The following is a 21,042-nucleotide window of genomic DNA, read 5'->3' on the forward strand; positions in this document are numbered from 1 at the left end:
GAGGCCGATGGGGGCAGCATACCGATGCAAAGCGCGTGGACGCTTCTGAGTTTCGGGCCTGACGGATGGGGGGACGATCTCGCTCATGGCGTGCTCGTCACGGTTTCGCTCGCCCTTGTGACATTGCCGCTGGGCCTGCTGATCGGCTTCCTGGTTGCACTTGCCAAGCAGTCGGGCGAACCTTCGATGCGGCTCGCCGGTAACATCTACACCACCATCTTCCGCGGCTTGCCCGAACTGCTGACGCTGTTCCTCGTGTTCTACGGCGCCCAGATCGGCATCCAGCAGGTCGTGCGGCTGGTGCGGCCCGACGCGGTTGTCGAGATCAACAGCTTCGTCGCCGGCATGGTCGCTCTCGGCGTCGTCTTCTCGTCCTACGCCAGCGAGGTTTTCCTCTCGGCCTTCCGCGCCATCCCGCGTGGCCAGTATGAGGGCGGTTATTCCGTCGGCCTGTCGCCGCGCCAGACGATGCGGCTGGTGATCCTGCCGCAGCTCGTGCGTATCGCACTGCCCGGCCTGTCCAATCTCTGGCTCATCCTGCTCAAGGACACGGCCCTGGTCTCGGCCGTCGGCCTGACCGACATCGTGCGCCAGAGCAGCATCGCAGCCCGCGTCACCAAGCAGGCATTCATGTTCTTCGGCGTCGCCTGCCTCATCTATCTCGCGCTCGCCATCATCTCCTCATTCGGCATCGGCGCCATCGAGCGCTGGGTCGGCAAGCGGGCGGCCCAGCGATGAGCGCGACTGACGGAACCACTGTGAAAGTGCAGCGCCCGGCAGCACCGCCGCGCGGTTGGTCGCGTGAACGCATAGTTGGCTGGGTCCTGGTCTGTCTCTGGATCGCGCTCGGCGCCGGCCTGGCCACCTATCTGTTCAGCGCCTGGAATCCCGAACTTTTCGCCAAATATGCGCCGTCCTATCTCTCGGGCCTGCGTGTGACCCTTGTGCTGGTGGCGATATCCATCGTCCTCGGTGCCATCCTGTCGGTTCCGATCTGTTATGCCCGCATGTCGAAGAACCGCGTTCTGAACGCGATTTCCTACGGCTATGTCTATTTCTTCCGCGGCACGCCGCTGCTCGCTCAGACCTTCCTGATCTATTACGGCTTCGGCTCGTTCCGGCCCCAACTCGAGGCCATCGGCGTGTGGGGCTTCTTCCGCGAAGCCTGGTATTGTGCGGTATTCGCCTTTGCCCTCAACACCGCCGCCTATCAGGCCGAGATCCTGCGCGGGGCGATCGAGAGCGTCGGCAAGGGCCAGTGGGAGGCAGCGTCCGCGCTTGGCCTGTCCAAGCTGCAGACGCTCTACAAGATCATCCTGCCTCAGGCCTTGATCGTCGCGTTGAGGCCATATGGCAACGAGATCATCCTGATGATCAAGGGTTCGGCCATCGTCGCCATCATCACGGTCTATGACCTGATGGGCGAGACGCGCCGCGCCTTCTCGCGCACCTTCGACTTCCAGACCTATCTCTGGGCTGCCCTGCTCTACCTGTCGCTGGTCGAAACCCTGCGACATCTGGTGGACTGGATCGAAAGGCGCATCACTCGCCATCTGCATCGCTGATCAGGTCACCGAAACGCTGGTCCAACCATCGTCGTCTTGACGAATCCGTTCCATGGCATAGACCACGGACACCAGAGCATTTTGCACTTCGAAAGGGTGAGCCATGGCATCGGTTGCGTTCCTTGGTCTCGGCGTTATGGGGTACCCCATGGCCGGCCATCTCAAGAACAAGGGCGGGCACGACGTCACCGTCTACAACCGCACTGCCGCCAAGGCCGAGAAATGGGCTGCCCAGCATGGCGGCGCCTTTGCCGCGACGCCCGCCGAAGCCGCGCAAGGCAAGGACTTCGTCTTTGCCTGCGTCGGCAATGACGACGACCTGCGCGAGGTCACGACCGGCGCCAGGGGTGCATTCGGCTCGTTGAAGAAGGGCGCCATCTTCATCGACAACACAACCGCCTCGGCCGAGGTGGCGCGCGAACTCGACACCGCCGCCAAGGCGGGCGGCTTCCACTTCCTCGACGCCCCGGTTTCAGGCGGCCAGGCCGGTGCCGAAAACGGCGTCCTGACCGTCATGGTCGGCGGCGAGCAGGAACCCTTCGAGCGCGCCCGCCCTGTCATCGATTCCTTTGCCCGCATGGTTGGGCTGATGGGGCCTGCAGGCGCTGGCCAGTTGACCAAGATGATCAACCAGATCTGCATCGCCGGCCTCGTCCAGGGCCTCGCCGAGGGCATCCATTTCGGCAAGAAGGCCGGCCTCGACATCGAAAAGGTCGTTGACGTCATCTCCAAGGGTGCCGCCGGCTCCTGGCAGATGGAAAACCGCCACAAGACGATGAATGCCGGCAAGTATGATTTCGGCTTCGCCGTCGACTGGATGCGCAAGGATCTCGGCATCTGCCTGGAAGAGGCCGACCGCAATGGCGCCAAGCTGCCGGTGACCGCCCTTGTCGACCAGTTCTACAAGGACGTGCAGGGCATGGGCGGCAAGCGCTGGGATACCTCGTCCCTGCTCGCCCGCCTCGAGAAATAGAGCGGCACCATGGCGCTTTCGTCGGCTTCGACCGTCGATGATATCATCGCGCATCTGCGCACGCTGGCCTCGCAAGCGAATCTCGCCGGTATGGCCCGCTTCGGCATTGCCACCGACCGCGCACTCGGCATCCCCAATGCCGTGACCAATCCCATAGCCCGCCTGCTCAAGCGCGATCACAGCCGCGCTCTGGGCCTGTGGGCGACAGGCATTCGCGAAGCGCGCATCCTGGCGGCCGCGACCGACGAGCCGGCAAAGGTGACCCGCGCCCAAATCGACGCGATGGCCGCCGAGTTCGACAGCTGGGAGATCGTCGATCACGCAGCTCATCTCATCTGCGCTGCAAATCTGGCTCACGAGATCATCCCGGCCTATGCCGCCGATGAGCGCGAATTCGTCCGCCGTGCAGCCTTCTCGACGATCGCGACCGCCGCGGTACATCTCAAGAAGGAGCCGGACGAGACCTTCCTCGGCTGGCTCGGGCTTGTCGAGGCGCAGGCGGGTGACAGCAGGAACTTCGTCAAGAAAGCCGTAAACTGGGCGCTGCGCCAGACCGGCAAGCGCTCACCTGCCCTCCACGCACCCGCCTTGCAACTGGCGGAGAAGCTGGCGGCGTCGACTGACAAGACGGCGAAATGGATCGGCAAGGACGCCGTGCGCGAACTCACAGATCCCAAGATTGTCGAACGCCTGAGCGCGAAAGCTTGATCAAGCCGCCGACGCGCCGCTCTCCTTGTCGAGGATCATGTAATCGAGCGGCATTTCGGTCGTGTACTTGATCTGCTCCATGGCGAAGGACGACGACACGTCGCGGATCTCGATCTTGGCGATCAGCCGCTTGTAGAAGGCGTCATAGGCGCCGATATCGGGCACCACGACACGCAGGAGGTAATCGACGTCGCCGCTCATGCGGTAGAACTCGATCACTTCAGGAAACTCCTGGATCACCTCGGAGAAGCGGCGCAGCCATTCATGGCTGTGCGAATTGGTGCGGATCGCCACGAACACGGTCACGCGCGCATTGATCTTTTCAGGATCGAGCAGCGCCACGCGGCGCTTGATGACGCCCTCTTCCTCGAGCTTCTGGATGCGGCGCCAGCACGGTGTGGTGGACAAGCCGACTTTCTTGGCGACGTCGGCCACGGCCAAGGTCGCGTCCTCCTGGAGGAGGCGGAGGATTTTCCGGTCAAGGCGGTCCATATCTGGGCTCCGTTAGAAAAGGTTCGCCATAATCCTGTCATTTAGGCCATCATACAAGAAAGGAATTCTCCGCACACCCTGTATCTTCGGTATCGAATTCCACTACACTTGGGAAAGGCGACGTTGGATTTCCGCCTTGAGAAAAGGCAGCAATTCCATTTCGAACCAGGGATTCCGCTTGATCCAGCCGGTGTTGCGCCAGGACGGATGCGGCAAAGGCAGCACATGCGGCGAAGACGAACGCGCCCAGACAGCCCGCCAGTCGGCGACGGTGTCGGTCAAGGACGCCGCGCGCGCCGCGCCCATGTGCCAGCGCTGCGCGTACTGACCGATCGTCAGCACGAGATCGATCTGCGGCATCAGCTTCATCAGCCGGGCACGCCAGGCCATTGCGCATTCCCGTCGCGGCGGCAGATCACCGCCCTTGGCGTCCTGGCCCGGGAAGCAAAAGCCCATCGGCACGATGGCAAAGGCGTCCGGGTCATAAAAGGTCTCCGACGGCACACCCAGCCAATCGCGCAGCCGGTCGCCTGATGCGTCGGTGAAAGGCGCTCCGCTCAGATGCACCCTGGTGCCCGGCGCCTGCCCGGCAATCAGGATGCGCGCAGTGGAAGACGGCACCACCACCGGCCGCGGCTCATGCGGCAAGGACTTGCCCAGTGGTTGCTCGACGCAGATGCGGCAAGCCTTGATCTCGGCGACGAGGCTGTCGAGTTCGGCCGACATGATCAGGCGGCAGCGCTCGGGCGTGCCGCCAGCGCGCGATACCAGCGCTGCACGTTGGTAAACGCCTCCGGCATCACGATCTTCGCCGGCTTCATGAAGTCGATGGCGCACAATCCGGTGATGTCGGCGATGGAATAGTCGTCCCCGGCGGCGAATTCGCGCGCGGCGAGTTCCTTGTCGAGAAAGGCCAGGAACTCGATGGCCTTCGGCCGGTTGACCTCGCCCCATTCCGGCACCTGGGGGATTTCCCACTCCTTCATCGCCGGATGGGTATGGCGGAAGGCGAAGGCCACCGGCTGGAACAGATTCTGCTCGATCCGCCTTTGCCACATCTCGACCCTGGCCTTGCCGAGCGCACTGTTGCCGAACAAGGCGGGCTCGGGATGAAGCTCCTCGAAATAGCGGCAGATGGCGACCGTTTCGGTGAGGATCGTGCCGTCGTCGAGCTCGAGTACCGGCAGTCGCTGCAGCGGATTACGCGAGGAAACATCAGCTCTCTTGTGCTCCATCGCCCCCATGTCGACTGATACCTTGGGCACATCAATGCCTTTTTCGGCCAGGAACACGCGCACGCGCCTCGGATTCGGCGCCCTTCCCCCGTCAAACAGCTTCATTTCTGCCTCCTCAGACTTGTACCGATCTTGCAAGCATAAGCCGCAAGCTACGAGAATCGAAAGATTTCCCGCAGCCAGTTGAGCATGCGCCCATAGCTGCCATGCTCGATTTCAGCCATATCGCCATGCATGGTGCGCCAATCGCGCGGACGGTCGAAGTCGCCGGCCCACAGGCCCTTTCGGCCAAGCCGCGCGGCCGCTTCCTCCGCTTCATAGCCACCATAGGCAACGGCCCAGCCGGCCTCCACCTGCGAACGGTTGAGATCGGCACCGGCAGCCGTGCACTCGCCAAGCAGTCGGCCGTAACGGTCGCGCTCCCAGCCGGCGCAACGCACCTGGCGCCCACTGACCAGCTTCGACAGCGCCTCGCGCGAACGCCGGCCGCAGGGATAGTCAGCGCCGTCCTTGCGGCAAATCTGGGAATATTCCGGCGCATCGATGCCGCGCAGGCGGATGCGCTCGCCGCCGAGCGTGATCGAATCACCGTCATTGACGACGGCGACCCCTTCCGTCCTGCGCGTTTCCACCCGGTCGAGGCGCGCCGAAACCAGGATCAGCAGCCCGAGGACGGCAAACGCCAGCGCATAGTCGAGAATCTTGCGCCAACGACTGCGCGGGCGCCTGAAATACCGCTGCCGCGGCCTGCCCGACCACGAACGGCTCATATGGCAAACAATCCCTTAATCATTCGGACGTAGCGTGCGGACTTGAAGAAAAGCGCGCGCGAAAACTGAATTATCACATGCCGTTGCAACGCTCTAACACGGCGGACAAGATCATTGTGGACCGCAGGAAACGCCATCGCAACAGCGATGTCGCTCGTGCTGTGCGCAAGACACGCGATCAATTGGCCCAGCAGCCGGGCGGCCTGGCTTTCGACCGCGAACTGCTGAAGCTGCACGCTCGTTCGATCAGGGCCAATTCTGCAACCCTGCCGCTTCTCGTCGTCATCTTCGCCGGCATCGGGTTCTTGCTCGGCGCTGACGATGCCATCCTCAAATGGTCGCTGGTCGCGATGATGGGTTATGTCGGGTTGGCCTTGCTTGCCCGCCGCGCCGACGAGGCAGCGCCTGCGGCGATGACGCCGTCGGCCATCCGGCGCAATTTCTTCATTGGCCATTTCGTCACCGGCCTCGCCTGGGCCTATCTCGCCGCCATGACCTGTGCGGCCTGCGAACCGGGCCTGCTGTCGGTCGTCAAGGGCGTCTTCCTGCTCGTCGCCATGGCCGCGACCGCAATCGTCGCGTCGTCGCTGCGCGGCGCACTGGCCGCAACTTTCGTCGTTCCCGTCGCCGCCTATGCCGCCTTCGGCGTCAAGCTGTCCGAGCCGCTTGGCATCGTCATGGTCGCGCTGCTGGTCGCTGCCTTGCCCTTCTTTTCGCTCGTTGCCGGCATCAAGAAGCGGTCCGCGCTGCTGCTGATGGCCGCCCGGTCCGAAATGGACGCGCTGATTGCCGAACTGGAGACGGCAAAATCGATGTCGGACGAGGCCCGCCGCCGCGCCGAAGACGCCAATCTCGCCAAGTCACGATTCCTGGCCACGATGAGCCATGAGCTGCGCACGCCACTCAATGCCATCCTCGGCTTTTCGGAAGTGATGGCCGGCGAAGTGCTCGGCCCGATCAACAGCCCGACCTATCGCGAATATTCCCGCGACATCCACCAGTCGGGCCAGCACCTGCTCGACCTCATCAACGAGATCCTCGACCTGTCGCGCATCGAGGCCGGCCGCTATCAGCTCAACGAAGAGCCGCTGATGCTGCTCCAGGTGGTCGAGGACTGCTGCCACATGATGGAGCTCAAGGCACGCAACAAGGATCTCAAGATCGTCGAGCAGTTCGAGCCGACGCTGCCGCGCCTGCTCGGCGACGAACGCGCCATCCGACAGATCACGCTCAACCTTCTGTCCAACGCCATCAAATTCTCGCCGACGGGCAGCGAAATCCGCGTCCGCGTTGGCTGGACCGCCGGTGGCGGTCAGTACATCTCAGTCAAGGACAGAGGCCCGGGAATTCCCGCCGACGAAATCCCCGTCGTGCTTTCGGCTTTCGGCCAGGGCTCGATCGCCATCAAGAGCGCGGAACAGGGAACCGGCCTTGGCCTGCCCATCGTCCAGGGCCTGCTTGCCTTGCATGGCGGCGAGTTCGAATTGCGCTCGAAGCTGCGCGAAGGCACCGAGGCCATCGCCGTCTTCCCGCCGGCCCGGGTCATCGACGACCTGCCTTCGCTGGCGCGCAGCACCGCCGGCCGCCGCTAGGGCAATTCAGGGAAAGCGGGAAGCGGGTTTCCCCTGGGGAATCGCGCGGACTCAGAAGCTGGAGCGCTGTTCGAAGAACGTGGAAATGGGTGATATCAGCGGATAGCCGCTGCCATTCCCGAGCTGATCTGCGCCGCCGTCCTGACCAGGCCTGCGGCAAGCCCCGCACCAACCGCCTCGCCATGGTCGATGCCAAGCCCGAGCAAGGGCCGCGCGCCGAGCTTGGCCAGCAGGCGGGCATGGCCCGGCTCGGTCGAGACATGCGAGAACATGCAATGGTCGAGAGCCGTCCGGTCGACGGCGTAAAGCACGGCGGCGGCAGCGGTCGTGGCGAAGCCGTCGAGCAACACCGGCATCTTTTCCATGCGCGCCGCAAGGATGGCACCGGCAATGGCCGCGAATTCACGCCCGCCGACCCGACGCAGAGCATCGAACGGGTCCTTGATGTGAGGGCCATGCAGCGCCAGCGCGCGGTCGACCATTTCGGCCTTGCGCGCCTGCATGGCGGCATCGGCACCGGAACCCGGCCCGACCCAGTCGGCGCCCTTGCCGCCGAACAAAGCCGCGCAAAGGGCCGCGGCAACCGTCGTGTTGGCAACGCCGAGGTCACCGATGCAGAACAGATCGCTGCCGCCGGCAATCGCCTCCATGCCGAAAGCCATGGTGGCGGCGCAGCCACGTTCGTCCAGCGCCGGCTCGACGGTGATGTCCGATGTCGGCAGGTGCAGCGCCAGGTCGAGCACCTTCAGCCCGAGATCGTTAGCAAGGCAGATCTGGTTGATCGCAGCACCGCCGGCAGCGCACAGTTCGACGCGCTGGGCCGTCGCTTCCATGGCTCGCGGCGACACGCCCTGTGCGGCGACACCGTGATTGCCGGCAAAGATCGCGACCATAGGCTTGAGCACCGAGGGTGGCGCGCGGCCCGTCCAGCGCGCCAGCCAGGCCGCGATGTCCTCGATGCGGCCGAGCGAGCCTTTCGGCTTGTCTGTCTTGGCAAACAGCGCCCAGACCTTGCCTGCCTGGGCGACATCGCCCTCGGGCAGATGCGCAAACAGGTTGCGGAAATCGTCAAAGGGGGAAGCGCTGGTCATGGGTGCTGCCTGCCGTTCGTCATGGTCATGCGCGGCATAGCCGCCTCGACGAGCGAAAACAATCGCGAGATCGCATACAGGCGGCGAGACGTGACGTCGCGGGATAGCGCTTGCAATGACGCGCAGGCTACATCATCTGTGGCGGGCCGGTGTTAAACATCGGTGCGAGGCCCCATGGACGACACGATGACGGCAATAGAAACCCCTTGCATCATGCTGTGCTCGATTGACGATGCGACGGGCTATTGCTTCGGTTGCGGCCGTACCCGCGACGAGGTTGGTGCCTGGTACAAGATGACGCCGGAGACGCGCCGCGCCGTCATGGCCACCTTGCCCGCCCGCCTCGAGACCATCGAGCGCAAGCCGCGCCGCGAAACTCGCCGCGCGCGGATGGCGCGAGAAAATGCGTCCAGCTAAGGATACCAGACAGAGATGAGCCGGCTTTACTGGGTCGTCATTGCCGTGCTCGGCGGCGGGCTGCTGCTCTTGCTGCTCAACCATTCGTCGGGCGAAACGCTCGGCCTCAACAATGACAGCTTCGGCCAGTTGATCTACGCTGGCGCGCTGCTGCTGGTCATCAGCGCTGGCGTCCTGCGGCGTGGCACGCGCTTCGGCGAAACGGTGCGCAGCCTGGCAATGTGGGTGGTGATCGTTCTGGTGTTTGTCGCCGGCTATCAGTACCGCTACGAACTGCAGGACGTCGCCAGCCGTGTCACCGCCGGCCTCGTGCCGGGAAGCCCGATGTCGGCGCTGGATGGCGATGGCCGCGCGACCGTCACCCTGGACAAACTGACCAACGGACATTTCGGCGCCCGCATGCAGGTCAACGGCCAGACCATTGATGTCATGGTCGACACGGGCGCCACAACCACCGTCCTGACCGTGGCCGATGCCCGCCGCGCGGGCTTCGATCTCGAAAGCCTGAGCTTTACCGTACCGGTCTCGACTGCCAACGGCATTGCGCATGCGGCACGGGTCACTGCGGCGAGCGTCCAACTCGGCTCCATCGAACGCAGGAACCTGCCGATGCTCGTCGCCGACCAGGGGCTAGAGCAGAGCCTGCTCGGCATGAACTTCATCGGCTCGCTCTCGGGCTTCGACGTGCGCGGCGACAGGATGATCCTGCGCGACTAGGGCCAATCGACATTCAGGATTCCCGGCGGGATGGAAGCGTGATTCATAGGTTTCCGTGATTTGGCGGAGACCTGATGATGTCAGTGAAACGATATGAACTGAGCGAGGTGCAGTGGCGGCGGATCGCAGCACTGTTGCCGGGCAAGGCTGGAGATCCGGGACGGACTGGCTCTGACAACCGTCTTTTCGTCAATGGTGTGCTGTGGGTGCTTCGATCGGGCGCCCATTGGCATGACCTGCCGGAGCGCTACGGCAAGTGGAAGACACTGCACAAGCGCTTCTCGCGCTGGTCCAAGGCGAAGGTCTGGGAGCGGGTCTTCGACGACCTCACCAAGGACCGGGACAACCAATACCTGATGCTCGACAGCACCTTGGTCCGCGCCCACCAGCAGGCGGCGACCGGAAAAGGGGGACAAAAATCAGGCTCTGGGGCGTTCCCGAGGCGGATTGACCACCAAGATCCACATGCTCGCCGACAGCTTCGGCCGCCCGCTGAGGTTCCTGCTCGCCGCTGGCCAGAGCCACGATATCCTTGCCGCGCCGATGCTGCTGCAAGGCTACACCGCTGAGGCCGTTCTGGCCGATCGAGCCTATGATTCCAATGCCTTGCGCAGCCTCATCGCCGAAATCGGCGCCAAGGTGGTCATCCCCTCCACCCGCTCCAGATCACAACCCATCCCGCATGATCCGCTCATCTACCGATGCCGCAACCATATTGAGCGATGCTTCAACAAGCTCAAGCACTTCCGACGTTTCGCCACCCGCTACGACCGGCGCGCCATCCACTTCCTCGGCTTCATCCACATCGCCGCAACCATGATCTGGATCCGCTGAATGTCGATTCAGCCTAGGGCTCTAGTGGCCGATCGACCATTTCTTGCGTGTCGGCACAGGCTTGTTGCCGATCTTGCACAAGGCGCAGCCACAACCGGCAAGATGCGCCTTCTTCACCACTTTTGGTTCGGTGCCGCTGGCCTCCGACCGGGCCAATGCGCGGCGCAACTTGCCGTTCATCAGGCTCAGGCGTGGTGCGGCCACGTCGCGCTTGCTTTGCTCCTCGCATTGCGGACAGGCGCACGCCCAAAGCGCGTCCTGCATCGGCACCCATTCTTCAAACGGTCCGCAATCGTCGCAAACATAATTGTAGAGCGGCATGACCAGCCTCCAGAAAGCATCCATTGAAACGATATGGCGGGCAAAACAGCCCTCGCCCGCCCGCAAGCGGCCAAGCGCGCCAACGCCTGGCCGGAAAAGCCAGCGTCAGAGCTTGCCGTCGAGCAGCAGGAAGCCCGGCACCCAGCCGGTGACGATGCCGGCAAGCAGCGTGACCACCGCCGTCAGCCGCAGGATCGGCCGCTGCAGCGCCAGCAGCAGGAAATACAGGAACCACAACACGCCCCAGATCACCCAGTTGGACGCGAGCCAGAGATCGGTCGACGTCTGGGCGGTGGAAAGTCCTTGTACCGCGACCGGGATGGTGGTGATGGCGACGAACAGGCTGAACCAGCCGAGGCCGCGTCCGTCGACCTTCACCACCCTGTTATAGGCCACCCAAAAATAGGTCGCCGAAAACAGGATCGTCAGCGCCGCCCCCTTGATCGAGGCAGCATCGGCAGCTGGTCCGAACGCCCAGGCGAGCGACGCGCACAGCGTGACGACACCCGAGACCACGTTGATGACGACGATTTCCCGGTCTTCGATCTTTCCGAGAAGCCAGAGTCCGTTCAGAAACAGGACGGCGCCGACATAAAGCAAAGCAAATCCAAGCAGCATGAATCCCTCCCAGGAGAGCGCCGGCCAGGACCGGGCCTGACCGTCGCTTCATTGTTGTTGTGCAGCCTGATCAGCTCGTCTTGGCAACGTCGGCCTTGAAGTCCTGCTTCTTGGGCCCGAGCGCATTGGGATTGATGTCGAAGTCGAAGATCGCCGTAGGAATGGCCAGGGTGGCGCAGACGTTGGGGATGTCGACGATGCCGGCGATGCGCCCCTCGACCGGTGCCGTGCCGAGGATCATGTAGGCCTGTTCGCCCGAGTAGCCGAATTTCTTGAGGTACTCGATGGCATTCAGGCAGGCCCGGCGATAGGCGACGTGAGCGTCGAGGTAATATTGCTCGCCGGTGTGCTCATCGACCGAGATGCCCTCGAAGATGAGATAGTCGTCGAAATGCGGGTCGATCGGGCTCGGCTTGAAGATTGGGTTGATGACGCCGTATTTCGCCATGCCGCCCTTGATGACGTCGACGCTGATATCGACCCAGCCAGCCATTTCAATGGCGCCGCAGAAGGTGATTTCGCCGTCGCCCTGCGAGAAGTGGATGTCTCCCATCGAGAGCCCGCCACCCTTTACATAGACCGGGAAGTAGACCTTCGAACCGCGCGACAGGTTCTTAATGTCGCAGTTGCCACCGTGTTCGCGCGGCGGCACCGTGCGCCAGGCTTCGGCTGCGGCCGTCCGAGCAGCATCGCCCTTCATCTGTCCCATCAGTGCCGTGTCGGCATATGGCAGGGCTGCCAGAGGCGGCACTCGAGCCGGATCGGTCGCCACCAACGCGGCTTCGCGCCGGTTGGCTTCGGCAAGCAGCTTGTGGTCCGGCAGGCAGCCGATCAGGCCGGGATGGATGATGCCGGGGTAGCGCACGCCAGGAATGTGGCGCGACGTCGTGTAGATGCCGTGGAAATCCCAGCAGGATTTGCTGGCCTCCGGATAGTGCTCGGTCAGGAAGCCGCCGCCATTTTCCTTGGCGAACAGGCCGTTGAAGCCCCATTCCGAATCGGGCTTGGCGCCGAGATCAAGAATGTCGACGACCAGCAAATCGCCGGGTTCCGCGCCGTCGACGCCGAACGGGCCGCTGAGATAATGGACGCGCGTCAGGTCGACGTCGCGGACGTCGTTGGCGCTGTTGTTGTTGCCGATCTGGCCTCCCGTCCAGTCATGGCACTCCACCCGGTAGGTGCGCCCAGGCTTGAGATACTCGACCATCGGGATATCGGGATGCCACCGGTTGTGCGTCTTGATGGCATGGTCTTCGGGCGCCTTGTTCAGATCGACTGAGAATACTGTCTGTGGCATGCGGCTGTTCCTCCTCATTTGCCGGCGTGCAGGGGTGTGGCTTGCGCGCCGTCCCCGTTGCTGCGCCGGGCAGCGCGACGCCGCCCGGCATCACCGTGCGTCGCCAAGCTAGGAGCGGCATGTAATCGCCATGCATCGGAAAGCGGGCCGTATTGTAATTTTTTGTAACCAAACGGATGGCTGCAGGCATGGGCCGCGCACGGCGACCCATCAATTTCAGCTAGAGTTTTCAGTGTATTAGACAGACATTCCCGCGCAGGAAGGATGTCGATCTGCCCGCACTCGCGGGTCGGCGGCGCCGACCGCGACCAATGGCCATCTTCCCTTCTCGACCGGGCCCATGAATTGCGATTATCGTAGCTGCCATGTCAGTTGCCGAGCCAAGATCACGCATTCTCATTGTCGATGACGATCGTCGGCTGTGCAGCTTCCTGGAAAAATTCCTGACCAGCGAAAGTTACGCCATCGTCAGCGCCCATGACGGGCGTTCGATGCGGCGTGCGCTGGCCGACGAGGCCTTCGATCTCGTCATCCTCGATCTCGGCTTTCCCGTCGGCGAGGACGGCGTGACGCTGGCGCGCAGCATGCGCTCGCAATACGACCTGCCGCTGATCATGCTGTCGGGCAAGAACAGCACAATCGACAAGGTCGTCTGCCTCGAACTCGGAGCCGACGACTACATCACCAAGCCTTTCGAACCGCGCGAACTCCTGGCGCGGGTGCGCACTGTGATGCGGCGTTTTGCCAAGCGCATCAACCTGCCCGAGCAGGCAGAAGTGGATCGTTCGGCCGCCGTCTGTTTCGATGGCTGGCAGCTCGATCCCGCACGCTACAAGCTGTCGTCGCCGAACGGCGAGAACGTGCGGCTCACCAGCCAGGAGTTCCAGATCCTGTCCGCGCTGGTCGAACGGCGCGGCCGCATCCTGTCGCGCGAACAGATCCTCGACATCGTCGCCAACCGCAACTGGACGCCTTACGACCGCAGCATCGACGTGCTGATCGGCAAGATACGCCGCAAGTTGCGGGACAATGCGCGCGACACCCAATTCATCAAGACCATTCGCGGCGTCGGCTACATGTTCGCCCCTCAGGGCCGGGACTGAACTGCCCGCGGCAGATAGAGATTGATCCGGGTGCCCTCGTCCGGATTGCTGGAGATGCCCAGGCGCCCGCCCGACTGTCGCACGAAGCCATCGACCATCGGCAGACCGAGGCCACTGCCCTTTCCCGCTGCTTTGGTGGTGAACAGCGGTTCCAGCGCCCGGCGCCGCACCGCCAGCGGCATGCCGTGGCCGGTGTCGATGACCGAAATGACGACATACTGACCGGGCAACAGACCCGAGGCGACGCGGGCGTCATCGGGCCGGACGACAAAATTGCAGGCCTCGAACCGAAGCAGGCCGCCATCTGGCATTGCGTCGCGCGCGTTGAGCGCCAGATTGAGCAGGCTGGTTTCCAGTTGTGCCGGCTGAACTTCGACCTCATGCAGATCGTCCGCCAGTTCGAGCGACAGGCCGATTTTGTCGTCCAGCGTGCGACGCAAGACGCGCATCAGGTCGGGCAGCGCCTCACCCAGATCGACACGGGCCGTGTCACCGCCCTCGCGGCGGCCGAAATTGAGCAGGCGCGAGGTCAGCTCCGTCCCTGCCTTCACCGCCTCCAGCGCATCGTCGACCATCTGCGCCAGTTGAGGCTCGGTCTGCACGTGCTCCTGCAGCCAGCGCAGATTGCCGAGCAGGACAGCCAGGATGTTGTTGAAGTCGTGCGCGATGCCGCCGGTCAGCTGTCCCATCGCCTCGATGCGCTGCATCTGGCCGAGCCGCTCGGCGACCAGGCGCTTTTCCTCCATGAGGCGCGTGCGTTCGAAGCAGCGCTCCAGCGTCGCCAACAGATCGGCACTGTGGAACGGCTTGCACAGATAGTCGTAGGCGCCGGCCTGCAACGCCTCCACCGCCGTCTCGACCGAGGCATAGGCTGTGACCATCAGGCAGATGAGATCGGGGCTTTGCTGGCGAAACGCCCTGACCAGTTCGACACCGTTGCCGACGCCCAACCGCACGTCGACAAGGGCCACCGCCGGCAGGTGCAAGGCCAAAGCGCGCTGGGCTGACGGCGGATCATGCGCGATGATCGCCTGATAGCCTTCGAGCTCGAGCAATCCGGCGAGGCTTGCGGCAAAATCCTCGTCGTCGTCGACGATGAGAACACGCTTCTTCTCGGTCGGCTCGGCTGCATGCGGAATGACGTCGTCGCCGATGAAATCGGTCTGCAGATCGGTCTGGTCGGTCATGACGAACCAGCGCCCGCGCGCGGCAACACGATCGACACGCGCGTGCCGGCTCCCTGCTCGCTGTCGATCAGCACAGAGCCGCCATGCTGCTCGACGATGCGCTTGACCAGCGGCATGCCCAATCCGACGCCGAACGCCTTGGTGCTGAACAGCGGCTCGAACACCCGTGCCACTGTCTCGCGCGACATGCCGGTCCCATTGTCGGCAACGCAGATGATGGCGTTGTTGCCCTCGCAGCGGGTCGAGACAACGATTGCCGCGTCATCCGCCGTCTCGCAGGCCTGCAGCGCATTGGCCAGGACGTTGGAAAAGGCCTGCCGCAACCGCTCGCCGTCGGCCGATATCCTGCATCCGGCGGCAAGTTCCAGCTGTATCGGCCGCGCAGCCTCCTGTTCGGCGACATGCTGGGCCACCCATCGGTCGATCAGTATCGGCGAGACGACCAGGGCGTGCTTGCGCGAGAAATCGAGCAGGTCCTCGATGATCCGCACGCAGCGCCAGGCGTTTCGCTGCAGCCGTTCCAATTCAGAGAGTACCGGTGCGTCGGCGCTCTTCAGCGAGCGGCGCAACACGTCGGCTGACGTCACCAACGTGCCAAGCGGATTGCGCAGCTCGTGGCTGACGGTTGCCGTGATCTGACCGATGGCGGCGAGGCGCTCGTTGCTCGCCAGGTCTCGCTGCGTCTGCCGCAACTTTTCCAGCGAGGCGACAAGATCGCGCTCGGCAAGTTCCCGGCTCTCCTGCGACAGCACGATCCACCAGGCGCCGATGCCGAGCAGCGGCAGCAGCGCGAGAAAAACCCTGAGAAGCAGTTGGCCGCTTGCCAGATGCGGCTGCTCCGACCCGGGCTCGATCAGGCGATAAGTCAGCAGAAACACGCCGCCCGAGAGCACCGCGAGCGCAAACAGCACACCCGCCACCTTGAGCAGGCGCTGGCCCATGCGCGGGGCGATCTTGTCGCGAATATGCGGCAGCGCCTTCCCGAAATAGCGCGAGCGCGACGTCTGCAGCTCGCCTCCCGGCGCCTTGCAGACATCGTGGCAATGCGAATCCAGGCTGCAGCACAGCGAGCAGATCGGCTGCTCGTAGAAGGTGCAATGCACCATGTCGGAGCCTTCATAGGTGACGCCGCAGATGGCGCACAGATTGGCATCCGACGTGGCCGCCGGCAGGTCGACGGGCTGGCGCGCCAGATAATACCGCCCCTTGGTGGCAACACCGATGGCCACAGCGGAGCCGAGTGCCGTGACAAAGGCGATCGGCGCGGCATAGGCCTGCGCCATGACGCCGAAAATGCCGGAAAAACACAGCAGGGCAACGAACGACGCCAGCGCCATCGAACCGCAGCCGACGGGGTTGAAGTTGTAGAGATAAGCGCGCTTGAACTCCGGGAATGCCGGGCTGACTCCGATCGGCTTGAGGATGGCGAGGTCGGCAAAGATCGAGCCTACCCAGGCAGCGGCGATGATCGAATAGACCGCCAGCACCAGCTCCAGCGTCTGGAAAATGCCGAGCAGCATCAAAAGCAGCGAGATCAGGATGTTGAACACCAGCCAGACGACCCGGCCGGGGTGGTAATGGGTGACGCGCGAGAAGAAATTGGACCAGGCCAGCGAACCGGCATAGGCATTGGTGACGTTGATCTTGACCTGCGAGATCAGCACGAAAACGGCGGCCAGGGTGAGCACGACGCGCGGGTCGGCGCTGACATATTCATAGGCGATGATGTACATGTGGATGGGTTCGAGCGCCGTCGAGCGCGACAGCCCGGCCTGGATGGCGAGCACCGCGAGCAGGCTGCCGCACAGTATCTTGAAACCGCCGACGACGATCCAGCCCGGCCCTGCGGCAATCACCGCCGCCCACCAGCGGAAACGGTTCTCACGCGTCTTGTCAGGCAGGAAGCGCAGATAGTCGACCTGTTCGCCGATCTGGATCGACAGCGCGCACAGAACGCCGATGGCCGAGCCGAAGGCCAGGAAGTTGAACCCCTCGCCTGCCACATCGCTGCCGACGAAAGCCGCCCACTCGTTCAGCGTGTCGGGATGGGCAAACAGGATGTAGGCGAAGGGCGCCAGATGCATGGCGATCCAGATCGGCTGCGACAGCAGCTGCAGCTTGCTGATCAGCGTCACGCCCATGAAGGTGATGGGGATGATGACCACCGAGGAGATGACATAACCCAGCACCAGCGGCACATCGGCGAACAGGTGGAGCGCCTGCGCCATGATCACGCCTTCGAGAGCAAAAAAGATGAAGGTGAATGTCGCGTAGATCAGCGAGGTGATCGTCGAGCCGATATAGCCAAAGCCCGCGCCGCGCGTCAGCAGGTCCATGTCGATGTTGTGGCGGCTGGAATAATAGGCGATCGGCAGGCTCGTCACGAAGACGAACAGGCAGGTTACCAGGATCGCCGGAAAGGCGTTGGCGAAGCCGTAGCTCAGCGTGATCGCGCCGCCGATGGCCTCAAGGGCGAGAAATGAAATGCCGCCGAGTGCTGTGTTGGCAATGACGAATGGCGACCAACGGCGAAACGACCGGGCCGCGTATCGGAGTGAATAATCCTCCAGCGTCTCGTTGGCGATCCAGGAGTGGTAGGATCGCAAGGCCGGCAGTTGCGGCGTTTCCATCACGCGCAGCCTTCACGCGCCATAGCTCCGCGCGGCAATCGGCACATGAAACCGCCCCTCCTCGAACATGCCCCCGCCAAATGATCACACAAACCAAATGGCGAGGCCAGCCCGTCCGGCAACGTCGGAGCATGAGCGGCCATCGGCGCAAACGCTTTGCATGGGGGCAGCGACGGTGTGCGGCTGAATCCTGCGCGAAGTTCGGCTTGCCAACGCGATCCGGGACGTGCCGCGGCCAGACCGGGCAAGGCCTAAGTTATGGAAGCTATGCAGCCTCGCTGCGGCTCGTCAGGTCGACGGCGGCGAAAGCGTCGCGCAACACCTGCGGCCCGGCACCCGGCTTGTTGGCGTCGGTCGACAGAACCTGACGGTAGCGCCGCGCGCCCGAAAGACCGTGGAACAGCCCGACCATATGGCGCGTGACATGACCGAGACGACCGCCTGATGCGATATGCCGCCCGGCATAGTCGGCCATGGCGTCGATCAGCACCGCATAGTCCATCTTGTGGGCCACTTTGCCATTCAGCAATGCGTCGACACCGCCGAGCACGCTCGGCGTGTGATATGCAGCACGGCCGAGCATCACGCCATCGACCTTGTCGAGATGGTCGCGGCTTTCGTCCAAGCTCTGGATGCCGCCATTGATGCCGATGAATTTGTGCTGGTAACGTGCTTTCAGGCGGTAGACCCGGTCATAGTCGAGCGGCGGGATTTCGCGGTTTTCCTTTGGACTGAGCCCTTCCAGCCACGCCTTGCGGGCATGCACCCACAGCGCGTCGGTGCCGGCAGCAAAAACCATGTCGGCAAGAATATCAAGCGCCGGCTCGGGGTCCTGGTTGTCGACGCCGATACGGCACTTTACCGTGACTGGAATGCTGACCACAGCTTTCATCGCCGAAACGCATTCGGCGACGAGCTCCGGCGTCTTCATCAGGCAGGCACCGAATGTGCCCGACTGCACACGGTCGGACGGGCAGCCGACATTGAGGTTGATCTCGTCATAACCGAAGCCTTCGCCGATGCGCGCGGCTTCCGCCAGCTTGGCCGGATCGGAGCCGCCGAGCTGAAGCGCGATAGGGTGTTCGACGGCATCGAAACCAAGCAGGCGCTCGCGCGGACCGTGGATGACGGCATCGGCCACCACCATCTCGGTGTAAAGCAGCGCATCGCCGGTGATCTGCCGATGGAAATTTCGGCAGCATCGATCGGTCCAGTCCATCATCGGTGCGACGGCGACGATTTTCGTGCCGTCGGCGTAGAGCTTGGTCATAAGGTCTCGAATGTATGTGGGGCGGCAATCGCCCTCTAGATAAGGCCGCTCCCTACCACAACAAGGCACGGAAGGCCAAATCCGACCGGTCCCGCCCAAAAGGCGGCGCGACAGCCTCGGACGTCAGCCGTCCGCTTGGCTTGGTTTGGGCTCGGGCCGCGTGCCGACATAAACGGCGCCTGCGACAAAGATCAGTGACACGCCGACCGCCACCCACGGACCAGGCTTGCTCAACCAGAACAGGCCGTAGCCGAGGGCCATGCCTGTCCAGGCCATGATCTTGGCCCGGCGCGGGATGGCACCCTGTTCGCGCCAGGCGCGTAAGGGCGGGCCGAAAGTCGCATGGCCGAGCAGCCATCCCTCGAAGCGCGGCGACGAGCGACCAAAGCACCAGGCAGCCAGGATAATGAAGATCGTGGTCGGCATGACGGGCAAGAAGGCGCCGACAATGCCGAGCGCCAGCATCAGCAGACCGAGCGCGAAATAGACGCCGCGCTTGGCGCTCGAACTCATCGCACCAGCGCGTCGCAAAAGCTGCTTCATCGCGTCGCCGCCAGCCCAGCCGAACCCTCAGCGCCGGACGATGATACGGCTGTCGACGTCCTTGATGTCGCGCAGGCCGCAGAAGGCCATGGTGATATCGAGCTCCTTGCGGATAATGTCGAGGCACGCGGTCACGCCCGCCTCGCCGCCGGCGCCGAGGCCATAGAGGAACGAGCGGCCGATGAACACGCCCTTGGCGCCAAGGGCCACGGCCTTGAGCACGTCCTGGCCGGAGCGGATGCCGCCATCCATCAGCACCTCGATGCGGTCGCCGACAGAGTCGACGATGCCGGGCAGCGCCGAGATCGAGGAAACCGCGCCGTCGAGCTGGCGGCCGCCATGGTTGGAGACGATCAGCGCGTCGGCGCCGCTTGCCACGGCCTTCTCGGCGTCTTCGGCATCGAGGATTCCCTTGAGGATCAGCTTGCCGCCCCACTGCTCCTTGATCCACTTCACGTCGTCCCAACTGAGCGCCGGGTCGAACTGTTCGGCGGTCCATGACGACAGCGACCGCAGATCGGTGACGCCCTTGGCGTGACCGGCGATATTGCGGAAGGTGCGCCGGTTGGTGCGCAGCATGTTGAGGCACCAGCGCGGCTTGGTCGCCAGATTGATGATGTTGGCAACCGTCATGCGCGGCGGCGTCGACAGGCCGTTGACGATGTCCTTGTGGCGCTGGCCGAGAATCTGCAGGTCGAGCGTCAGCACCAGGGCCGAGCATCTGGCAGCCTTGGCGCGACGGATCAGGTTCGAGACGAATTCGCGGTCGCGCATCACATAGAGCTGGAACCAGAATGGCTTCGACGTATTTTCGGCGATGTCTTCGATGGAGCAGATGCTCATCGTCGACAGCGTGAACGGAATGCCGGCCTTCTCTGCAGCGCGTGCGCCATGAATCTCACCGTCGGCATGCTGCATGCCGGTTAGGCCGGTCGGCGCGATCGCCACCGGCATCGACACCGTCTCGCCGGCCATCGTCGTTTCAAGCGTACGGTCGCGCATGTCGACGGCAACGCGCTGGCGCAGCTTGATCGGCACGAAGTCGCTCTCATTCTCGCGATAGGTGCTCTCGGTCCAAGAGCCGGAATCGCAATAGTCGTAGAACATGCGCGGCACCCGGCGCTTGGCGATGGCTCGAAGATCGGCGATCGAGGTAATCGGACGCGCCATTCCACTATGCTCCAGGATGCTGATGACCGGCGGCATGTAAGCCGCCTTCGCGACCGATGCCAAGGCCTGACCGGCAAGATGTCTGTCCGGAAATCGCAGACTTTCGTTCTATGCCCGGTGTTCGAGGATGTTGACGATGTTGCCGAACGGGTCGCGGACAAAAAACCGCCTGACGCCCCAGGGCTCATCGGCAAGATCGTAGACGATCTCAAGGCGCGCGGCCTTCACCCTGTCATAGAGCTCATCGACATTGTCGACCTCGATCGAAAGCAGCGGTACAGGCGTACCCGCCCCACCTTCGCTGGCAACGCCGAGCTGCGGTGTCATCGTGCCGCCGGTGCCGAAGGTCAGGATCCAGCCGTGATCCATGAGAATGTCGAGCCCGAGCAGGTCGCCGTAGAATGCTTGTGCCGCCCTGGGCTCCGCTGCGTGTAGATTGGCGACGATGCGACGAACGGCCATGTCGTGTTTCCTTTCTGACGTCAAAAGGGGCCCGGAGGCCCCTCTCG

General features: G+C 63.5%; 23 protein-coding genes. 9 read left to right on the forward strand and 14 right to left on the reverse strand.

Annotated elements, in window-relative coordinates; genetic code table 11:
* The first annotated feature begins 24 nt into the window (after nucleotides 1-24).
* The 4 genes from Amn_RS16855 (at nucleotide 25) to Amn_RS16870 (ending at nucleotide 3,246) form a co-directional block, all read left to right on the forward strand.
* Entirely contained in the window at nucleotides 25-738 is a 714-nt protein-coding gene (locus Amn_RS16855) for an ABC transporter permease (RefSeq protein WP_182573938.1), read from the forward strand.
* Nucleotides 735-1,565 (forward strand): ABC transporter permease, encoded by an 831-nt coding sequence (locus tag Amn_RS16860; RefSeq protein ID WP_067961223.1) that lies wholly within the window; start codon nucleotides 735-737, stop codon nucleotides 1,563-1,565. The genes Amn_RS16855 and Amn_RS16860 overlap by 4 nt, the downstream gene beginning before the upstream one ends.
* Before the next feature lie 103 nt (nucleotides 1,566-1,668).
* Nucleotides 1,669-2,538 carry an NAD(P)-dependent oxidoreductase gene (locus Amn_RS16865; RefSeq protein WP_182573937.1) on the forward strand — a complete coding sequence of 290 codons (870 nt, stop codon included), beginning with the start codon at nucleotides 1,669-1,671 and terminating at the stop codon, nucleotides 2,536-2,538.
* A 9-nt stretch (nucleotides 2,539-2,547) separates the two neighbouring features.
* On the forward strand, nucleotides 2,548-3,246 hold the full coding sequence (locus Amn_RS16870) for a DNA alkylation repair protein (RefSeq protein ID WP_286290625.1): 699 nt from the start codon (nucleotides 2,548-2,550) through the stop codon (nucleotides 3,244-3,246).
* Here Amn_RS16870 and Amn_RS16875 read toward each other — a convergent pair whose 3' ends face one another.
* The 4 genes from Amn_RS16875 to Amn_RS16890 form a co-directional block, all read right to left on the reverse strand.
* Complete coding sequence (locus Amn_RS16875) at nucleotides 3,247-3,738, reverse strand: Lrp/AsnC family transcriptional regulator (protein WP_067961212.1); 492 nt, start codon at nucleotides 3,736-3,738, stop codon at nucleotides 3,247-3,249.
* Nucleotides 3,739-3,840: 102 nt separating this feature from the next.
* Nucleotides 3,841-4,464, reverse strand: a complete 624-nt coding sequence (locus Amn_RS16880) for a uracil-DNA glycosylase family protein (protein ID WP_154383958.1) — start codon at nucleotides 4,462-4,464, stop codon at nucleotides 3,841-3,843.
* A 2-nt stretch (nucleotides 4,465-4,466) separates the two neighbouring features.
* Entirely contained in the window at nucleotides 4,467-5,078 is a 612-nt protein-coding gene (locus Amn_RS16885; RefSeq protein WP_067961206.1) for a glutathione S-transferase family protein, read from the reverse strand.
* A gap of 47 nt (nucleotides 5,079-5,125) precedes the next feature.
* The gene (locus tag Amn_RS16890; protein WP_182573935.1) at nucleotides 5,126-5,743 is read right to left on the reverse strand and encodes a thermonuclease family protein; all 618 of its coding nucleotides are present in this window, start codon (nucleotides 5,741-5,743) and stop codon (nucleotides 5,126-5,128) included.
* A gap of 77 nt (nucleotides 5,744-5,820) precedes the next feature.
* Between Amn_RS16890 and Amn_RS16895 the strand changes: the two genes are divergently transcribed.
* Nucleotides 5,821-7,335 (forward strand): sensor histidine kinase, encoded by a 1,515-nt coding sequence (locus Amn_RS16895; protein WP_192315833.1) that lies wholly within the window; start codon nucleotides 5,821-5,823, stop codon nucleotides 7,333-7,335.
* A gap of 95 nt (nucleotides 7,336-7,430) precedes the next feature.
* On the opposite strand, the gene Amn_RS16900 is transcribed toward Amn_RS16895, so the two are convergent.
* Entirely contained in the window at nucleotides 7,431-8,426 is a 996-nt protein-coding gene (locus Amn_RS16900) for a nicotinate-nucleotide--dimethylbenzimidazole phosphoribosyltransferase (RefSeq protein WP_067961200.1), read from the reverse strand.
* Nucleotides 8,427-8,612: 186 nt separating this feature from the next.
* Here Amn_RS16900 and Amn_RS16905 point away from each other — a divergent pair, with 186 nt between their 5' ends.
* The 3 genes from Amn_RS16905 to Amn_RS16915 all read left to right on the forward strand — a co-directional run bounded on the left by Amn_RS16905 (nucleotide 8,613) and on the right by Amn_RS16915 (nucleotide 10,394).
* Entirely contained in the window at nucleotides 8,613-8,843 is a 231-nt protein-coding gene (locus Amn_RS16905; protein WP_067966403.1) for a DUF1289 domain-containing protein, read from the forward strand.
* 15 nt (nucleotides 8,844-8,858) lie between these two features.
* Nucleotides 8,859-9,560: a TIGR02281 family clan AA aspartic protease gene (locus Amn_RS16910; protein ID WP_286290639.1), complete on the forward strand. Its 702-nt coding sequence runs from the start codon at nucleotides 8,859-8,861 to the stop codon at nucleotides 9,558-9,560.
* An 83-nt stretch (nucleotides 9,561-9,643) separates the two neighbouring features.
* Nucleotides 9,644-10,394 (forward strand): IS5 family transposase gene (locus tag Amn_RS16915; RefSeq protein WP_286298082.1). Its coding sequence is split into 2 segments (ribosomal slippage): nucleotides 9,644-9,963 and nucleotides 9,962-10,394, totalling 753 coding nucleotides; the frame shifts between segments, so codons are not numbered across the junction.
* A 21-nt stretch (nucleotides 10,395-10,415) separates the two neighbouring features.
* Here Amn_RS16915 and Amn_RS16920 read toward each other — a convergent pair.
* From Amn_RS16920 to fmdA, 3 genes are all read right to left on the reverse strand, one after another.
* A complete protein-coding gene (locus Amn_RS16920) occupies nucleotides 10,416-10,715 on the reverse strand; it encodes an FmdB family zinc ribbon protein (protein ID WP_286290640.1) in 300 nt (99 codons plus the stop codon).
* Nucleotides 10,716-10,820: 105 nt separating this feature from the next.
* Nucleotides 10,821-11,333, reverse strand: coding sequence for an AmiS/UreI family transporter (locus Amn_RS16925; RefSeq protein WP_286290642.1), 513 nt, complete (start codon nucleotides 11,331-11,333; stop codon nucleotides 10,821-10,823).
* A 70-nt stretch (nucleotides 11,334-11,403) separates the two neighbouring features.
* Nucleotides 11,404-12,630 carry a formamidase gene (fmdA, locus tag Amn_RS16930; protein ID WP_067961192.1) on the reverse strand — a complete coding sequence of 409 codons (1,227 nt, stop codon included), beginning with the start codon at nucleotides 12,628-12,630 and terminating at the stop codon, nucleotides 11,404-11,406.
* 365 nt (nucleotides 12,631-12,995) lie between these two features.
* Between fmdA and Amn_RS16935 the strand changes: the two genes are divergently transcribed.
* Nucleotides 12,996-13,733: a response regulator gene (locus tag Amn_RS16935; RefSeq protein ID WP_067961189.1), complete on the forward strand. Its 738-nt coding sequence runs from the start codon at nucleotides 12,996-12,998 to the stop codon at nucleotides 13,731-13,733.
* Here the strand turns inward: Amn_RS16935 and Amn_RS16940 are convergent.
* The 6 genes from Amn_RS16940 to Amn_RS16965 form a co-directional block, all read right to left on the reverse strand.
* Entirely contained in the window at nucleotides 13,718-14,920 is a 1,203-nt protein-coding gene (locus tag Amn_RS16940; protein ID WP_263006776.1) for a sensor histidine kinase, read from the reverse strand. The two genes, Amn_RS16935 and Amn_RS16940, sit on opposite strands and share 16 nt — an antisense overlap.
* A complete protein-coding gene (locus Amn_RS16945; protein WP_154383956.1) occupies nucleotides 14,917-17,550 on the reverse strand; it encodes an ATP-binding protein in 2,634 nt (877 codons plus the stop codon). The genes Amn_RS16940 and Amn_RS16945 overlap by 4 nt, the downstream gene beginning before the upstream one ends.
* Nucleotides 17,551-17,815: 265 nt before the next feature.
* Nucleotides 17,816-18,820: a tRNA dihydrouridine(20/20a) synthase DusA gene (gene dusA, locus Amn_RS16950; RefSeq protein WP_286290651.1), complete on the reverse strand. Its 1,005-nt coding sequence runs from the start codon at nucleotides 18,818-18,820 to the stop codon at nucleotides 17,816-17,818.
* Between the two features lie 123 nt (nucleotides 18,821-18,943).
* A complete protein-coding gene (locus Amn_RS16955; protein WP_067961175.1) occupies nucleotides 18,944-19,363 on the reverse strand; it encodes a YbaN family protein in 420 nt (139 codons plus the stop codon).
* Nucleotides 19,364-19,390: 27 nt separating this feature from the next.
* Nucleotides 19,391-20,533, reverse strand: a complete 1,143-nt coding sequence (locus Amn_RS16960; protein ID WP_067966396.1) for an alpha-hydroxy acid oxidase — start codon at nucleotides 20,531-20,533, stop codon at nucleotides 19,391-19,393.
* 108 nt (nucleotides 20,534-20,641) lie between these two features.
* A complete protein-coding gene (locus Amn_RS16965; RefSeq protein WP_067961170.1) occupies nucleotides 20,642-20,995 on the reverse strand; it encodes a VOC family protein in 354 nt (117 codons plus the stop codon).
* Nucleotides 20,996-21,042: the final 47 nt, after the last annotated feature.

Origin of the sequence: Aminobacter sp. Y103A, from assembly GCF_030294925.1 — a bacterium.
GTDB lineage: Bacteria > Pseudomonadota > Alphaproteobacteria > Rhizobiales > Rhizobiaceae > Aminobacter > Aminobacter ciceronei.

Bases quoted from the DNA above. Each gene is read 5' to 3' on its own strand.
- Amn_RS16855 (WP_182573938.1), top strand. From the start codon at position 25: ATGCAAAGCGCGTGGACGCTTCTGAGTTTCGGGCCTGACGGATGGGGG.
- Amn_RS16860 (WP_067961223.1), top strand. From the start codon at position 735: ATGAGCGCGACTGACGGAACCACTGTGAAAGTGCAGCGCCCGGCAGCA.
- Amn_RS16865 (WP_182573937.1), top strand. From the start codon at position 1,669: ATGGCATCGGTTGCGTTCCTTGGTCTCGGCGTTATGGGGTACCCCATG.
- Amn_RS16870 (WP_286290625.1), top strand. From the start codon at position 2,548: ATGGCGCTTTCGTCGGCTTCGACCGTCGATGATATCATCGCGCATCTG.
- Amn_RS16875 (WP_067961212.1), bottom strand. From the start codon at position 3,738: ATGGACCGCCTTGACCGGAAAATCCTCCGCCTCCTCCAGGAGGACGCG.
- Amn_RS16880 (WP_154383958.1), bottom strand. From the start codon at position 4,464: ATGTCGGCCGAACTCGACAGCCTCGTCGCCGAGATCAAGGCTTGCCGC.
- Amn_RS16885 (WP_067961206.1), bottom strand. From the start codon at position 5,078: ATGAAGCTGTTTGACGGGGGAAGGGCGCCGAATCCGAGGCGCGTGCGC.
- Amn_RS16890 (WP_182573935.1), bottom strand. From the start codon at position 5,743: ATGAGCCGTTCGTGGTCGGGCAGGCCGCGGCAGCGGTATTTCAGGCGC.
- Amn_RS16895 (WP_192315833.1), top strand. From the start codon at position 5,821: ATGCCGTTGCAACGCTCTAACACGGCGGACAAGATCATTGTGGACCGC.
- Amn_RS16900 (WP_067961200.1), bottom strand. From the start codon at position 8,426: ATGACCAGCGCTTCCCCCTTTGACGATTTCCGCAACCTGTTTGCGCAT.
- Amn_RS16905 (WP_067966403.1), top strand. From the start codon at position 8,613: ATGACGGCAATAGAAACCCCTTGCATCATGCTGTGCTCGATTGACGAT.
- Amn_RS16910 (WP_286290639.1), top strand. From the start codon at position 8,859: ATGAGCCGGCTTTACTGGGTCGTCATTGCCGTGCTCGGCGGCGGGCTG.
- Amn_RS16920 (WP_286290640.1), bottom strand. From the start codon at position 10,715: ATGCCGCTCTACAATTATGTTTGCGACGATTGCGGACCGTTTGAAGAA.
- Amn_RS16925 (WP_286290642.1), bottom strand. From the start codon at position 11,333: ATGCTGCTTGGATTTGCTTTGCTTTATGTCGGCGCCGTCCTGTTTCTG.
- fmdA (WP_067961192.1), bottom strand. From the start codon at position 12,630: ATGCCACAGACAGTATTCTCAGTCGATCTGAACAAGGCGCCCGAAGAC.
- Amn_RS16935 (WP_067961189.1), top strand. From the start codon at position 12,996: ATGTCAGTTGCCGAGCCAAGATCACGCATTCTCATTGTCGATGACGAT.
- Amn_RS16940 (WP_263006776.1), bottom strand. From the start codon at position 14,920: ATGACCGACCAGACCGATCTGCAGACCGATTTCATCGGCGACGACGTC.
- Amn_RS16945 (WP_154383956.1), bottom strand. From the start codon at position 17,550: ATGGAAACGCCGCAACTGCCGGCCTTGCGATCCTACCACTCCTGGATC.
- dusA (WP_286290651.1), bottom strand. From the start codon at position 18,820: ATGACCAAGCTCTACGCCGACGGCACGAAAATCGTCGCCGTCGCACCG.
- Amn_RS16955 (WP_067961175.1), bottom strand. From the start codon at position 19,363: ATGAAGCAGCTTTTGCGACGCGCTGGTGCGATGAGTTCGAGCGCCAAG.
- Amn_RS16960 (WP_067966396.1), bottom strand. From the start codon at position 20,533: ATGGCGCGTCCGATTACCTCGATCGCCGATCTTCGAGCCATCGCCAAG.
- Amn_RS16965 (WP_067961170.1), bottom strand. From the start codon at position 20,995: ATGGCCGTTCGTCGCATCGTCGCCAATCTACACGCAGCGGAGCCCAGG.